Below are 14,561 nucleotides of genomic sequence, written 5' to 3' on the forward strand. Positions count from 1 at the left end.
AGTTCCAGCGTACCGATCAGGTGGCCACCGCCATGCACGAGATGTCCGCCACGGCCCAGGAGGTGGCGCGCCATGCCGCCGAGGCGGCGCGGGCGGCGGACGATGCCGACCACAGCGCCCAGGCCGGCGAGCAGGTGATGCAGGCGACCATCGACATCATTGCCCGGGTCAACCATGAAATCGCTGGCACGGCCACGGTGATTCGCGACTTGGAGCATGACAGCACGCGGATCGGCAAGGTCCTGGAGGTGATTCGCGGCATCGCCGAACAGACCAACCTGCTAGCGCTCAATGCGGCCATCGAGGCGGCCCGGGCCGGTGAAGCCGGGCGTGGTTTCGCCGTGGTCGCCGATGAAGTGCGCAGCCTGGCCCAGCGCACTGCCTCGTCCATCGCCGAGATTCACCAGATCATCGAGGCGGTGCAGTCCGGTGCGCTGCAGGCGGTCAGGGCCATCGAGAGTGGCCAGCGCCGCAGCGAGGAGGGCGCCGAGCAGGTGCAACAGGCCGGGCAGATGCTGCAGCGCATCACCACGGCGGTGGAGGCGATACGCGACATGAACCGACAGATCGCCACCGCCGCCGAGGAGCAGACCAGCGTCGCCGAGGACATCTCGCGTAACTTGGTCGAGATCACCCGTATCGCCACGGCCAACCAGCAGGCGGTGCAGGATACCGAGCAGGCCGGGCGACGCCTGCATGGGTTGTCCGGGCAGTTGGGTGAGGTCACGTCCCGGCTCAGTGCCTGAGAAGGCGGTTTCGCCTACCTGCGTCCCTTGCCATGCAATGCGCTGGCAGGCCCGGCGCAATCGCGGGGCACGCCCGCTCCTACAGAAGGAGGGGGCACACGGGCGGGGGAAACCCGCCATTTGCATGCCCAAAGGGCAAGGTAATGTGGCGGATTATCGCCAGCAAAACCGCTAAAGATGGGGTGCGACCACACGTCCTAGCTATTAGCCGTTGGTCTTGGCGAAACTGGCACAACTTCTGCTTGAGGGCGAGCCGGGCCAAGGGCCCACGGTAATCCTGCCCCGATCCATCGAAACCCCAGGCGTCGACCTTCACCGGTCCTGCAGGCCAGTTGCCGCAGGATGGCGCGTCGCTGACGCGAGAGGCCGCGCGAGCCAGAACAACAACCGGGCGTGCACAGCGGGGGCAGGGCAATGCCAGCCACTTCACTTCAATTGGATTGAACTATGAAAAAAATCCTGCTGACGCTCCTGTGCCTGAGCGTCATCGGCTGCTCCAAGCCCGGTGCGCCGGAAAAGTCCGTCGACGTCCTGCTCATCGGCGGCGGCATCATGAGTGCGAGCCTGGGTACCTACCTTACCGAGCTCGAGCCGAACTGGAAGGTCGACGTCTACGAGCGCATGGGCCAAGTCGCCGAGGAAAGCTCCAACGGTTGGAACAACGCCGGTACCGGCCACTCGGCCTTCTGCGAGCTGAACTACACCAGCGAAGGCAAGGACGGCAAGATCGACATCAGCAAGGCGGTCAACGTCAACGAGCAGTTCGAGGTCTCCAAGCAGTTCTGGGCCTACCAGGTCGAGCAGGGCGTGCTGAGCAACCCGAAGTCCTTCATCAACAACGTGCCGCACATGAGCTTCGTCTGGGGTGACGAGAACGTCGCCTTCCTGCACAAGCGCGTCGAGGCCCTGCAGCACAGCTCGTTGTTCCGCGGCATGGAGATCTCCGAGGACCACGAGCAGATCCGCAAGTGGGTACCGATCGTGATGGAAGGCCGTTCGCCTGAGCAGAAGGTCGCTGCCACCCGCATGGCCATCGGCACCGACGTCAACTTCGGCGAGATCACCCGCCAGCTGTTCGCGTCGATGACCCGCAACCCCAACGTCCAGGTGCACCTGCGCCATGAAGTGCGCGATATCGTGCGCAACGACGACGGCAGCTGGAACGTGGTGGTGGCGGACCTGGCCAACGGCGGCCAGGAAACCCGCGTCAACGCGAAGTTCGTGTTCATCGGTGCCGGTGGCGGTGCCCTCAAGCTGCTGCAGAAGTCCGGCATCCCGGAAGCCGAAGGCTACGCAGGGTTCCCGGTCGGTGGCCAGTTCCTGATGACCGACAACCCGGACATCGTCGCCCGCCACAAGGCCAAGCTGTACGGCAAGGCCTCGGTCGGCGCGCCGCCGATGTCGGTGCCGCACCTGGATACCCGCATGATCGACGGCAAGGAAGTGCTGCTGTTCGGCCCGTTCGCGACCTTCTCCACCAAGTACCTGAAAAATGGCTCGCTGCTGGACATGTTCGCATCGCTGACCACGCACAACATCATGCCGATGATGAACGCCGGCATCGACAACATCGACCTGAGCACCTACTTGATGGGCCAGCTGATGCTCAGCTTCGATGACCGCATGAACGCCCTGCGCGAATACTTCCCCAACGCCAAGAACGAAGACTGGAAGCTGCTGCAGGCCGGTCAGCGTGTCCAGGTGATCAAGAAGGACCCCGAGCACGGCGGCATCCTGCAGTTCGGCACCGAGGTGGTGGCTTCCCAGGACGGCACCATCGCCGCGCTGCTGGGGGCTTCGCCAGGTGCATCCACCGCGGCGCCGATCATGCTGACGGTGCTGGAGAAGACCTTCAAGGACCGCGTCCAGAGCCCTGAATGGCAGGCCAAGCTCAAGGAGATCGTGCCGACCTACGGCCAGAAGCTGAACAACAACCTCGAGCTGACCAACAAGACCCGTGAATGGAGCAGTGCGCGCCTGCAGTTGCTGTACGTTCCGGTGCAGCCTGAAGAGGCGGTGGCCGAAGCGGCCATGCTGCAGTAACGTTATAGAGAAGAACGCCCCTCCCGAGGGGCGTTTTTTGCAAGAGCAAGGCTGCTAGAGGGGATCTGTTGTTATCGCGGCCATTGCAAGCTTCTTTGTGGGAGATCACCCAGCCCTTCGGGCTGCGCTGTCGCGCAGAGAACAAGCGGCCCATGCTGCCCCTGTGGGAGCGGCGGTGCGGCGGTCCGACTTGTCCCGCGATCAAGGGCGAAGCCCTTGCCAGGCGACGGTGATATCGGGCCCGGCCTAATCGCGGGACAAGCCCGCTCCCACAGGGTGCCGCAAATCAAATGGTCATGCGTTGTTCTATGAGAGCGGGCTTGCCCCCGCGTGGGCCGCAAGCCCCAGCTTTTCCAGAGACAACAAAAAGCCCGCTCGAGGCGGGCTTCTTGGAGAGGATTTGGTCGGAGAGACAGGATTCGAACCTGCGGCCTTCTCGTCCCGAACGAGACGCGCTACCTGGCTGCGCTACACTCCGATGAACAAAATCCTACTGCATCGCATTTTTCGACGCAACCCCTTGTTGCAAAAAGAGTGTTTGCCGAAAAGCGTCACTCAAATCACAGCTCCTTGACGGTGCGGATCTGGTCTTTGTTGATGCGAGTGCGCTTGCCGTCGAGCTGCTCGAATTCGTAGAAACCGGAGTCCTCGTCGTAGGCAGGAGTGTCCACTGCCTGGATCTCGCGGCCATCATTGAGCGTGATGACGGTCGGCGATGCGCAGCCAGCGAGGGCGCCCAGGCCGAGGGCGAGCAGGAAAGCGGGAAGGGTCCGTTGAATCATTGTGTTTCTCCAGTACGATCGTGCTTGATGTCTAGTAGGACGCCGGGCGTCCACGCAAAGTTCCTTGCACAGTGCAGCATAGCGCCATTGCGCAGGCATTGACGCAGAACAACGGCGGCGTCGCGGCTGGCCTGTGATATAAAAGCGGCCATCTTCCTCTTCCTGCGACGGACTCCCATGAAAGCCAAGGCAGACACCCCCTTCGTGCCGCTGAACATCGCCGTGCTCACGGTCAGCGACACCCGTACCTTCGAGACCGACACGTCCGGCCAGTTGTTCGTCGACCGCCTGGGCGCGGCGGGCCATCGCCTGGCAGCCCGCGTGTTGCTCAAGGACGACCTGTACAAGATCCGCGCCCAGGTCGCCACCTGGATCGCCGATGACCAGGTGCAGGTGGTCCTGATCACTGGCGGCACCGGTTTCACTGGCCGTGACAGCACACCCGAAGCGGTCGCCTGCCTGTTGGACAAGCAGGTCGAGGGCTTCGGCGAGCTGTTCCGGCAGATCTCCGTGGCCGATATCGGCACGTCCACCGTGCAGTCCCGCGCCTTGGCGGGCCTGGCTAACGGTACCCTGGTGTGTTGCCTGCCGGGCTCGACCAACGCGGTGCGTACCGGGTGGGACGGTATCCTGGCCGAGCAGCTCGATGCTCGCCATCGTCCTTGCAACTTCGTACCGCACCTGAAGCAGGCAGCGGCCTGTGAAAGCCGTGGTTGAGGTCGCCAAGCCCCGCCCGCTGATGGCGGTGGAAGAAGCCTTGGAGCGCTTGCTGGCGCTGGCCGAAGCGGCGCCGATCAAGGGCTCGGAAAGTGTGGCCCTGGCCGATGCCCAAGGGCGTGTGCTGGCGCGCGAGGCGGTCGCCGAGCTGGACCTGCCACCCTGGCCGAACAGCGCCATGGATGGCTATGCCCTGCGCCTGGCGGATTGGCAGGGCGAGCCTTTGCCGGTGAGCCAGCGCATCTTCGCTGGCCATGCCCCAGCACCGCTGCAGCCGGGCACGTGTGCACGGATCTTCACTGGCGCGCCGCTGCCCGAGGGGGCCGATTGCGTCGAGATGCAGGAAAACACCGAGGTGCTGGAAAACGGCCAGGTGCGTTTCCTCGAGCCGCTCAAGCCCGGGCAGAACGTACGCCCGCAAGGGCAGGAGACGCGTGTAGGCGAACAGGTGATGGCGGCTGGCACGCGGCTGGGGCCGATCCAGCTGGGGTTGGCGGCAACCTTGGGCCTTGCCCGGCTCGAGGTGGTGCGCAAGGTGCGCGTCGCGGTGTTGTCCACCGGTGACGAACTGGTCGAGCCCGGGCAGCCGCTGGGCCCTGGGCAGATCTACAACAGTAATCGGCGTTTGCTGGCCAGCTGGTTGCAGCGTCTGGGGTGCGAGGTGGTAGATGTAGGCATTCTCGCCGACGACCTGCAGCGTACCCGCGAATGCCTCGCGGGGCTTGGTGACGTCGACCTGATCCTTTCCAGTGGTGGTGTCTCGGTGGGCGAGGCCGACTACCTGGGCATGGCGCTGCGCGAAGCGGGCGAGCTGGCGTTGTGGAAGCTGGCCATCAAGCCGGGCAAGCCGCTGACCTTCGGGCATTTTCGCGGTGTCCCGGTGATCGGCTTGCCAGGCAACCCGGCATCGACCTTGGTCACCTTCGCCTTGCTGACCCGGCCTTACCTGCTGCGTCGCCAAGGCGTGGCGCAGGTCACGCCGCTGCGTTTCAGCGTGCCGGCCGGCTTCGACTGGCCCAAACCGGGAAGTCGGCGCGAATACCTGCGGGCGCGGATCGAAGACGGCCAGGCGCACATCTACAAGAACCAGAGCTCCGGCGTGCTACGCAGTGCGGCCTGGGCCGAGGGGCTGGTGGAGGTGCATGAAGGCGCCACGTTGCGCCAGGGTGACAGCGTGTCGTTCATTCCTTTCAGCGCGTTACTTGACTGAGCGTCCGAGCAACGCGGTATCCATGGCTTCGATCGGCCCCAGTTGGCTCAGGCGCATGTGCACGTTCATCAGTTGCTGCGCCGCGACGCTCCAGTCGTGGCGCTGGCGTACGAACTGCCGGCCTGTCTCGCCCAGTTGACACATGCGCCAGGGCTGGTTGAGCAACTGCGTGATCGACAGCGCCAATTGGCCGCTGTCATCGCTGCCCAGGTAGTGCTCGCCGCTGTTGATCGCCAGGCCTGACGCCCCTTTGCTGGTGGTCAGCACCGGCAGCCCGGCGGCCATGGCTTCGAGGATCTTCACCTTGGAACCGCCGGCATAGCGCAGCGGTGCGAAGAACAATGCCGAGCGCCGTTGCAGGTCCCTCAGGTCCGGGCGATAGCCGATCCATTCGATACGCGGATCGTTCCAATGCAACTTCCAACTGGCTGGCAGCGCATGCCCGGCGATGGCCAGGCGCACGGCCGGGTTGCTCATCCAGACCTGCGGCAGGATCTCTTCCAGCGCCCATTCGATGGCTTCGAGGTTGGCGCCATATTCGAAGTTGCCGACGAACAGCAGGCGCTGGCTGCGGTAGGCCGGCCGTACGTCCTGGTAATAGTCGCAATCGACACCGTTGACCACCACGTTCACCGGCCGGCCGCTGATCTGCCCGATCCATTCGGCATCATGGGCACTGACGGCCACCACCTCGCTGGGCTGGCGCAACACACGCTGCTCCCAGCGCCGGTAGCGCCAGCGGTCGAAGGCGTTGAGCGGGCGTAGCCACAGCGGTAGGCGGTCATGGCAGGCGGTACCCATCACCGACTCGAGATTGTGCTCGGTGAGCATGAAGGGCAGGCGGCGGGCTTGCAGGGCTTTTTCGAAGGGCTGGAAGCTGTAGCTGTGCTCGATCTGGATCACGTCCCAGGGTTCGTCCAGCAACTGTTCGAAGCGGTGTCGCAGGCAGGGCGCCAGGCCATGGATGATGGCCCGCATGGGGTAGTCGATGATCGGTGAAGCCAACAAATTGAGTGGGCTGTGCAGCGGCCGCCGGGGCAGCACGATCAAGCGTTCGACCAAGGGTTCCAGCATTTCGCGGGCAGCATCGCCGAGCGGAACCTTCGATTGCGCCAGCAAGGTGATCCGGTGGCCGTGTCGCGACAGTTCACGCAGCAGATGATATTGCCGGGTCTTGCTGCCGCTGGTGGTGGGCCAGGGCAGGTAGGGCAGTGTCCAGAGTATGCGCATGGCCCCGCTACCTCGTCGTCGGCTGGTACGCTGTTTCAGCCAGGGTATATGGCATGAGCATAGTCAATAAAATGGCCGGGGTGCCAGGCGGCTGGTCTGGAGAGCCAAGTTTTTGTCGGTTGGTCAGGTTCTATCTCACTCATGCCATGCAACCATTGGCCATCAGTCGTGGTCGAGATTGGAAGCGAAAAGGCGAGGGGAAGCGTGATGGGCGAGCGCAAGGCAATGTTGATCCTGCATGGCAAGCAGGCCATGAACGAAGAGGTGCGCAGTGCCGTGGGTACCCTGCGTGAGCGCGGCTGGACGCTGGATGTACGTTTGACCTGGGAGGCGGGCGACGCCCAGCGGTTGGTCGGCGAGGCCTTGGCCGCCGGTTATCCGCACGTGGTCGCCGGTGGTGGGGATGGCACGCTGCGCGACATCGCCGAAGCCATGGGCCAGGCCAGCCACTCGGCCAGCCTGGCGTTGCTACCCTTGGGTACGGCAAACGACTTTGCCAAGGCTGCAGGTGTACCGCTGGAGCCTGAGGCTGCGCTGAACCTGCTGGAGCAGCCGGCCCGGGCGGTGGACCTGGGCAAGGTCGGCGACCAGCTGTTCCTCAACATGGCCACCGGCGGCTTCGGCAGCCAGGTGACCGCCAACACGTCGGAAGACTTGAAGAAGGTGTTGGGCGCTGCGGCCTACTTGTTCACGGGGTTGTCGCGTTTCAGCGAATTGCAGGCCGCCTCGGTGGAACTGCAAGGGCCGGACTTCCACTGGCAGGGCGATTTGCTCGCGCTGGGCATCGGCAACGGCCGCCAGGCGGGTGGCGGGCATGTGCTGTGCCCCGACGCAATGGTCGACGACGGTTTGCTGGACATCGGCATCTTGCCTGCGCCCCAGGAGATGGTCGGGGCGTTGCGTGAGTTGCTGGCCGGAGAAGGGTTGTTCGTCCGGGCCCGCCTGCCCTGGGTCGAAATCAAGGGCTCCCAGGGGTTGGACATCAACCTCGACGGCGAGCCGCTGCAGGCCGACAGCCTGCGCTTCGAGGCCTGCCCGGGGGCATTGCGCCTGCACTTGCCGGAGGACTCGCCAGTGCTCAGTCGTCGAGGCTGATGATCTTCTCGCGCACCGCAAACAGCACGAGGCCGGCAACGTCATAGATTTGCAGGCGTTTCATGATCTGCGAGCGGTGGGTTTCGACGGTCTTGATGGAAAGGCCCAGGCCGCTTGCGATCTCCCGGGTCGACTTGCCGCGCACGATCAGGCGCAGGATTTCCAGCTGGCGGGCGGTCAGGTTGTGTCGATCGACCGCAGGCTGCTTGCCATCTTGGGCACGCAGCAGCGCCTGGTTGATCACCGTGTGGGCGATCGCTGGGCTCAGGTACCGTTCGTCGCTGCGCAAGGCAGCCAAGGCCTGTTCCAGTTCGTTGGCTGTGGTGTCCTTGAGTAGATAGCCATGGGCACCGCTCTCCAGGGCGCGCATGATCAGATCAGGGTCGGTATGCATGGAAAGGATCAGTACCTTGCATGCGAGACCGTTTGCCTGGAGCTGGTTCAAGGCATCCAGGCCGCTGGTCGAGCGCATGGAGATGTCCAGCAGGACGATGTCCGGGGCCAGGCGTTGGACCATTTCCAGCAACTGGCTGCCGTCGTCGGCCTCGCCAACCACCGCATAGCCGGGAATATCGGACACCAGGGCGCGCACGCCGGCACGGATCAGCGAGTGGTCATCCACCAGCAATAATCTACAGGTCATGGGAGGCAGGTATCCTGGCACGCTCTTCGGTGCGCGGTGGCCATGGGAACACGGCGTCGATCCGGGTGCCTTGGCCGGGTTGGCTGGTGATGGTCAGGCTGCCTTGCAGGGCAGTGGCGCGTTCCAGCATGCCTGCCATGCCGCGCTGGCCTGCCTCGGCCGGGTCGGTGGCAGGCGCGAAGCCACAACCGTCGTCCTGGATCGACAGGGCGAGGCCCGAAGGGGTACGCCGCAGGCTGATCGTGAGGTTGCGAGCATTGGCGTGGCGCAACATGTTGGTAACGGCTTCCTGGGTGATGCGAAAGGCCGCCATGGCAACGTCCTCGCAGATGCCCCCCAAACGCTGGTGACACTCCAGGCTCCAATGCACCCCGCTGTTTTCCAGCGTTCGCAGCAAGTGGGCGCGCAGGCTGGCCTCCAGGCCCAGGCTGGCCAGTTCACGCGGATTCAGAAGAGCGGAGACGTCGCGTACATTGCCCAAGGTGTTGTCGAGGGTCTTGCGCAAGGTGTCGCAGTGCGCCTGCAGATCGGCTGGCATGCGCCGTTGGAGCCAGTCGACCTGGAGCTTTGCGGCCGTGAGCAATTGGCCGATGTCGTCATGCAGCTCGCGGCTCAGGCGTTGCCGTTCGCTTTCCTGGACCTTGAGCATGCGATCGGCCAGTTCTGACGGCCGGAGGCTGATCGATCGCCCCCATTGACGCCAGTGCCAGAAAACGCCGGCCAGGGCGAGCACTTGCAACAGCAGCAGGCTGGCAGGCAACGGCTGCCCGCGCAGGCTCAGCATCAGGTTGGCAAGCAGGGAGGCCACGCATATCAATGCAGTCGCCCAGCGCAGCAAGGTGGCGCGGCAACGTGATGGAGTTTTCAAGCGTGGAGACATAAGTAGAAAAGCCACTGAATTATTGCTATTGGAGGCCTTGCATGGGTGTGATCAGAGGCTTTGGCATCCTGCGTTCAACTGTCATCGAAGGTGTCCATCCAATTGGACAATACCCGCGACGCGTGCATTCGATTGCGGGCATGGTATCACTTCAGGTTCATTTGGTCGCTGCTGGGTAATGGCCTGGGGCCCCGGTGTTTTCGGGCACAAGCAGCGTTAAGTCGTGTCGTGGGCTGTCTGTATGACGGTGGGTTCGGAACACACCCGAATGCCTGGGCAGGGACCTCAATGCCGGGGGCTGTTCAGGCTGCTGGATGGCCTGGATATCGCCTGGGTGGGATGTGCGTGAGCGCAAACATCGCCGCGGGCCTGGCAAGGGCTGCACAGCTCGGGAAGGGGTTGACCCACGGCATCGGCCAACTCGCCTAGCAGCAGCTGTTGTTCCTCGGTATCCAGGCTGAGGCGGCCGGTCGAAGCGTCGACCAGCTCCAATTGCCAGGCCAGCAGGTTCAGGCATGCGTGCAGCGCACTCAAGGCTTCACTGCCCAGATGCCGTTGCCGGCAGGCTGGCTCGAGCAACCGTTGCAGGGAGGCCGTGTAGTGGGCGACTTCCAGCAGGCCCAGCAGGTTGGCGCGACGGGCGAGGGTCTCGAGGGTTTCGTTCAGGCAGAAGCAGGCATCGGGATCGTTGTGGATCAGCTCGAGATGCTGCAGGCATTCCAGCGACTTTGTCAGCCACACCTGTGCATCCACCAGGAAATCCTGGAGAACGCCATTGTTCAGTGGTGCGTTGTCCATCATGACGCCCCTGTGTGCAGGGCGGGACACGCGCTTGGCAACACCGAGACTGTCGCTAGCAAAGCCTGACTCCATTCATGCATTGAGAAAGGCGTCACATTAATGGCTAACGGATATGGGGAATATCAGGTCGCACCCGATTGCCACTAGGGGAAACCCTGATGGTTTTCGAAGCAAGGGCGCAAGGACGGGGCTAGAAGGGCTGTAAGCAGTAGAGCATGATGTTAAATTGATATCAATTGGGCATCATGCATTTTTCATGGCAGGTCAAGCTGCTGCTCAAGCCGCCGATACAGGGCAGATGACATCATTCACCTGACTCAAGCCTGGGGGTTTCCAATGGCTGGCATTCTCGACACGGTCGACCAACGAACGCAATTGGTGGGTGAGAACCGCCTGGAGATTCTCATGTTCCGGTTGGCAGGCCGTCAGTTGTTCGCCATCAATGTGTTCAAGGTTCAGGAAGTACTGCAACTGCCAAAGCTGACATTGATGCCACAGCGCCATGCGTTCGTTTGCGGCGTGGTCAACCTGCGCGGCCAGACGCTGCCGGTGATCGACCTGTCCCAGGCGATCGGCATGCGTCCACTGCAGCCGGGGCCGGACAGCACCATCATCGTCACCGAGTACAACCGTTCGGTACAGGCGTTCCTGGTCGGTGGTGTCGATCGCATCGTCAACATGAACTGGGAAGCGATCATGCCACCGCCTTCCAGTGCCGGGCGCCAGCATTACCTGACGGCGATCACCAAGGTCGATGAGCAACTGGTCGAAGTGATCGATGTGGAGAAGGTCCTGGCCGAGATCGTGCCCTACAACACCCGCGTTTCCCGGGACAAGCTCGACGACCCGGTCCTGGCGCGGGCCCGTGGGCGTGAAGTGTTGCTGGTGGACGACTCCAGCGTGGCCCTGGTGCAGTTGCGCGAGACCCTGTCCCAGCTGGGCATGAAGCTGCATGTGGCCAGTGACGGCCTGAAGGCCTTGCGCATGCTCAAGGGGTGGGCCGATGCAGGGGATGACGTCTGCGAGAAGTTGTTGATGGTGTTCACCGATGCGGAAATGCCGGAAATGGACGGTTACCGGCTGACCACGGAGATTCGCAACGATGCCCGTCTGCGCGGTCTGCACGTGGTGCTGCATACCTCGTTGTCGGGGAGCTTCAACGAATCGATGGTCAAGAAGGTCGGCTGCGACAACTTCCTGTCCAAGTTCCAGCCTGACCGGTTGGTGGAGGTGGTCCACCAGCGGCTGATGCTGGATGAGGCCACCGCCTAGTGCTTGCTGGCCATTGCCGGGTATAAGCTTGCGCTTTCGACTGGCACGAGGCGGGCAGGGATGTTTTTGAGTGCGTTGTATCGGTACCCGGTGAAATCGGGGCAGGCCCAGAGCCTCGAGGCTTCGGCGGTAGACGTGCTGGGCCTGCAGGGCGACCGGCGCTGGATGGTGGTGGAGCAAGACAATGGGCGCTTCCTTACCCAGCGGGCCTGGCCGCGCCTGGGGCAGCTCAAGGCCAGTTATGCGGTGGATGGCCAATTGCTGCTTGAAACACCGGGGCAGGCGCCGCTTACGGTGCCTGTACCCCCTGCCGACGAGGCGCTGCGGGGGGTGACCATCTGGCGCGACACCCTGCGCGTGCCCGATGCCGGCGACGCCGCCGCGGCCTGGTTGAGCGAGCTGCTCGGCAAGCCGGTGCGCCTGGTGCATTGTCCCGAGCAGCGGGCCCGCTACCTGCCCAATGGCTATGGGTTCAACAGTGACCGTGCGGCTTTCCCGGACGGGTTTCCTTTGCTGTTGATCGGGCAGGGCTCGCTCGATGAGCTGAATCGACGGATCGGGCGGCCCATGGAGATGTTGCGGTTCCGACCGAACCTGGTGGTTTCGGGGGGCGAGCCGTTTGCCGAGGACGGGTGGAAGCGGATTCGTATCGGCGGCCTGGTTTTCCGGGTGCTCAAGCCCAGCGTGCGTTGCATCCTGACGACCCTGGACCCGGCGACCGGGGAGCGCAGCGCGGACCGCGAACCGTTGACGACCTTGAAGACGTTCCGCGAGCGTGAGGGGGATGTGTTGTTCGGGCAGAACCTGGCGGTGGATGGCAGTGGGGAGTTGCGGGTGGGGATGGCGGTCGAGGTGCTTGAGTAGGGGCTGCGGGCCCCTGTGTTCCGGCCTCCTGTTGCCTCAAGATTACAGGCGGCGCCTGGCCTGGTGGACGGGAGGGCTCTGGTTCTGGAGGCTGCTTTGCAGCCTATCGCCGGCAAGCCGGCTCCTACAGGTATCGCGGTGTCTCTGAAGACAGCGCAGGTCCGGTGGGAGCCGGCTTGCCGGCGATAGGGCCCGAACGACGAACCCAGTAGCGCCCGTCCGCGTCGCCCACCCCGTTACATATCGTCGAAATAACGCTCATGCCAATCCACCAACGGCTGCGGTGAATTCAGCTTCTGCCCGTAGATGACCGAATAGGACAGTACGTTCTGTACATACTGCCGGGTCTCATCGAACGGTATCGATTCTACCCAGACATCGAAGCTCAGGTGCTTGGCGCCCTTGAGCCATTGGCGTACTCGCCCGGGGCCGGCGTTGTAGGCTGCCGATGCCAGCACCCGGTTACCATTGAATTGCCCGTGCACTTGGCTCAGGTAAGCCGCCCCCAGCTGGATGTTCTTGTCTGGGTTGAGCACCTGCGACGGTGAAGCCAACGGTATGTTGAACTTGCGCGCCGTCTCCTTGGCCGTAGCCGGCATCAGCTGCATCAGGCCGCTGGCCCCGACACTGGAGCGGGCGTCTTCCATGAAGGCGCTTTCCTGGCGGGTAATGGCGAACACCCAGCTCGAATGCAGCCCGCGTACCTTGGCCTCGCGTACCAGCGTGTCGCGATGGGCCATGGGGAAGCGGATGTCCAGGTCGTCCCAGTACTGTGCCTGGCTGATGGTGCGAATCGCCGGGAAGTACCAGCGCAGGTCGTAGGCCAGGCGCGCCTGGGCGACCATCTCGTCGCGGTTGAAATGACGGCTGACGTGGTACCACTCGCGGCGGCCTTCGACGATCTGGCCGCGGGCGTGGAATTCCAACGCGCGGCGGATGCCCGGGGTGTTGCGAACCTTGTTGATTACCTGCTGGCTCAGCACCAGCGGCTTGTTGTTCAACTGGTAGGGCGCTTGCGCCCGGTCGGCGGCCAGGAAGCCATAGAAGTCGCGTTCACGGGCCACGGTCTTGTACAGCAGCGGGATCTGTGGGTTGTTCGGCTGGGCAAGCTCCAGGCTGCGTGCCTGCCAGTAGCGCCAGCGGTTGCTGCTGGCCAGGTCCTGGGGCAGGCGTTGGGTCAGCTTGTAGGCCTCTTCCCAGCGCCCCAGGCGCAGCAGCAGGCGCAGGCGCCATTCACTGACGGTGTTGTCGCGCAGTTCGGGGTCGTAGCGCGTCATCAGGTCGAGGGCGCGCGGGTCATAGCGGCGTGCCAGGGTCAGGCCGATCTCGCGAGCGATGGCGACTTTCTCGTCACGGGAGAAGTGCATGCGCTGGGCGTAGTCGTCGAGCAGCGCCATGGCCCGTTCCGGGTCCTGGCGGGCGAGGCGGCGCAGGCCCAGGCTGACCACATCGGACATGGCCTCGTTGGCCGGGGTGAAGCGCGACGGCTGGTTGAGCAGTTGCGGCTTCTGCGCCACGTCGATCAGTAGGCGGCCTTGGGGGGCGAGGGTGGTCAGGCTTTTCACCAGGCTGTTGGCCAGGCCGTAGTTGCGTGCCTGGGCCGCCAGCTTGGCCCGGTGCCAGCGCTTGGCTTCGGTCAACTGGCCCTCGGCGGCCCAGAGGCCGAACAAGGTGTCGCAGGCCGCCGGTTGCGACTTGCCCACGTTCCACAGTTTTTCGGCGCTGGCGAAGCCCTCGGCACGCTGACCGTGGGTGATCTGGTACTGCCCGTTCAGGCAGTCCAGCTCGGTGAAGTTGAGCTTGGGGTCGTAGTACTTGACGAATGTGTTCCACTCTCCGCGCTCGGCCAGCCAGCGCAGCCAGCGCAGCTTCATCCAGTTGGCCTGGGGCAGGTCGCCGTGCTTGGCGAGGAAACCTTCTATTTCCTGGTTGCTGGCGCTCTTGAGGCGGGCGGTGAGCTCGTCATAGGCCAGGTAGGGCGTCAGCGGGTAGTCACGCAGTGCCTGGGCGTAGCGCAGGTAGGGGCCTTTGTCGCCCTTGGCCAGGGCGCGCTTGGCTTCGTCGTAGTACTGACGTTGCTGGGTGATGTCGATGGCCTGTGCCGCGCTCGCGGCGGTGGCGGTGAGCAGCAGGCAGGAAACGAGTTGGAACAGGCGGCTGCGCATGAGACGTCCGGGCAGTTGAACCATGGGAAAGTGACGGCGGAGCCAGCACTGTTGGGATCTATTGCCTTAGCTTAGCCGTTTGCTGGCGGCGGATGAAAGCACTGTGCTGGTAT

13 protein-coding genes and 1 tRNA gene are annotated in these 14,561 nt (G+C 63.8%); 7 read left to right on the forward strand and 7 right to left on the reverse strand.

Translation table 11 applies throughout. The features are described 5' to 3' along the window. The first annotated feature begins 41 nt into the window (after positions 1–41). Together ACXHGZ_RS06385 and mqo are read left to right on the forward strand one after the other, a co-directional pair. Complete coding sequence (locus ACXHGZ_RS06385) at positions 42–746, forward strand: methyl-accepting chemotaxis protein (protein ID WP_480463999.1); 705 nt, start codon at positions 42–44, stop codon at positions 744–746. A 447-nt stretch (positions 747–1,193) separates the two neighbouring features. Continuing rightward, positions 1,194–2,789, forward strand: coding sequence for a malate dehydrogenase (quinone) (mqo, locus tag ACXHGZ_RS06390; protein ID WP_480462929.1), 1,596 nt, complete (start codon positions 1,194–1,196; stop codon positions 2,787–2,789). 401 nt (positions 2,790–3,190) lie between these two features. Here the strand turns inward: mqo and ACXHGZ_RS06395 are convergent. Together ACXHGZ_RS06395 and ACXHGZ_RS06400 are read right to left on the reverse strand one after the other, a co-directional pair. Beyond that, positions 3,191–3,267, reverse strand: a tRNA-Pro gene (locus ACXHGZ_RS06395). Between the two features lie 82 nt (positions 3,268–3,349). After that, positions 3,350–3,571, reverse strand: coding sequence for a YgdI/YgdR family lipoprotein (locus ACXHGZ_RS06400; RefSeq protein ID WP_084859043.1), 222 nt, complete (start codon positions 3,569–3,571; stop codon positions 3,350–3,352). Between the two features lie 177 nt (positions 3,572–3,748). Here ACXHGZ_RS06400 and moaB point away from each other — a divergent pair, with 177 nt between their 5' ends. Together moaB and ACXHGZ_RS06410 are read left to right on the forward strand one after the other, a co-directional pair. Further along, positions 3,749–4,288 carry a molybdenum cofactor biosynthesis protein B gene (gene moaB, locus ACXHGZ_RS06405; RefSeq protein WP_084859044.1) on the forward strand — a complete coding sequence of 180 codons (540 nt, stop codon included), beginning with the start codon at positions 3,749–3,751 and terminating at the stop codon, positions 4,286–4,288. A gap of 22 nt (positions 4,289–4,310) precedes the next feature. Further along, positions 4,311–5,498 (forward strand): molybdopterin molybdotransferase MoeA, encoded by a 1,188-nt coding sequence (locus tag ACXHGZ_RS06410; RefSeq protein ID WP_480464000.1) that lies wholly within the window; start codon positions 4,311–4,313, stop codon positions 5,496–5,498. Here the strand turns inward: ACXHGZ_RS06410 and ACXHGZ_RS06415 are convergent. After that, a complete protein-coding gene (locus tag ACXHGZ_RS06415; protein WP_480462931.1) occupies positions 5,487–6,728 on the reverse strand; it encodes a glycosyltransferase family 4 protein in 1,242 nt (413 codons plus the stop codon). The two genes, ACXHGZ_RS06410 and ACXHGZ_RS06415, sit on opposite strands and share 12 nt — an antisense overlap. A 207-nt stretch (positions 6,729–6,935) precedes the next feature. On the opposite strand from ACXHGZ_RS06415, the gene yegS reads away from it, so the two are divergent. After that, a complete protein-coding gene (gene yegS / locus ACXHGZ_RS06420; protein ID WP_480462933.1) occupies positions 6,936–7,823 on the forward strand; it encodes a lipid kinase YegS in 888 nt (295 codons plus the stop codon). On the opposite strand, the gene ACXHGZ_RS06425 is transcribed toward yegS, so the two are convergent. The 3 genes from ACXHGZ_RS06425 to ACXHGZ_RS06435 form a co-directional block, all read right to left on the reverse strand. Next, positions 7,807–8,466 (reverse strand): response regulator, encoded by a 660-nt coding sequence (locus ACXHGZ_RS06425; RefSeq protein WP_224458495.1) that lies wholly within the window; start codon positions 8,464–8,466, stop codon positions 7,807–7,809. The two genes, yegS and ACXHGZ_RS06425, sit on opposite strands and share 17 nt — an antisense overlap. Continuing rightward, a complete protein-coding gene (locus ACXHGZ_RS06430; protein WP_480462935.1) occupies positions 8,456–9,346 on the reverse strand; it encodes a sensor histidine kinase in 891 nt (296 codons plus the stop codon). Before ACXHGZ_RS06430 ends, ACXHGZ_RS06425 begins: the two co-directional genes overlap by 11 nt. Positions 9,347–9,631: 285 nt before the next feature. Continuing rightward, positions 9,632–10,144 carry a histidine kinase gene (locus tag ACXHGZ_RS06435; RefSeq protein WP_480464002.1) on the reverse strand — a complete coding sequence of 171 codons (513 nt, stop codon included), beginning with the start codon at positions 10,142–10,144 and terminating at the stop codon, positions 9,632–9,634. 339 nt (positions 10,145–10,483) lie between these two features. Between ACXHGZ_RS06435 and ACXHGZ_RS06440 the strand changes: the two genes are divergently transcribed. Together ACXHGZ_RS06440 and ACXHGZ_RS06445 are read left to right on the forward strand one after the other, a co-directional pair. Further along, positions 10,484–11,419, forward strand: a complete 936-nt coding sequence (locus tag ACXHGZ_RS06440) for a chemotaxis protein CheV (RefSeq protein ID WP_480462937.1) — start codon at positions 10,484–10,486, stop codon at positions 11,417–11,419. Between the two features lie 60 nt (positions 11,420–11,479). Continuing rightward, positions 11,480–12,283 carry an MOSC domain-containing protein gene (locus tag ACXHGZ_RS06445; protein ID WP_480462938.1) on the forward strand — a complete coding sequence of 268 codons (804 nt, stop codon included), beginning with the start codon at positions 11,480–11,482 and terminating at the stop codon, positions 12,281–12,283. A gap of 236 nt (positions 12,284–12,519) precedes the next feature. Here the strand turns inward: ACXHGZ_RS06445 and ACXHGZ_RS06450 are convergent, their stop codons facing one another. Next, positions 12,520–14,448: a transglycosylase SLT domain-containing protein gene (locus ACXHGZ_RS06450; protein ID WP_480462940.1), complete on the reverse strand. Its 1,929-nt coding sequence runs from the start codon at positions 14,446–14,448 to the stop codon at positions 12,520–12,522. Between the last annotated feature and the right edge of the window lie 113 nt (positions 14,449–14,561).

The organism is Pseudomonas shiyinii, assembly GCF_056725765.1.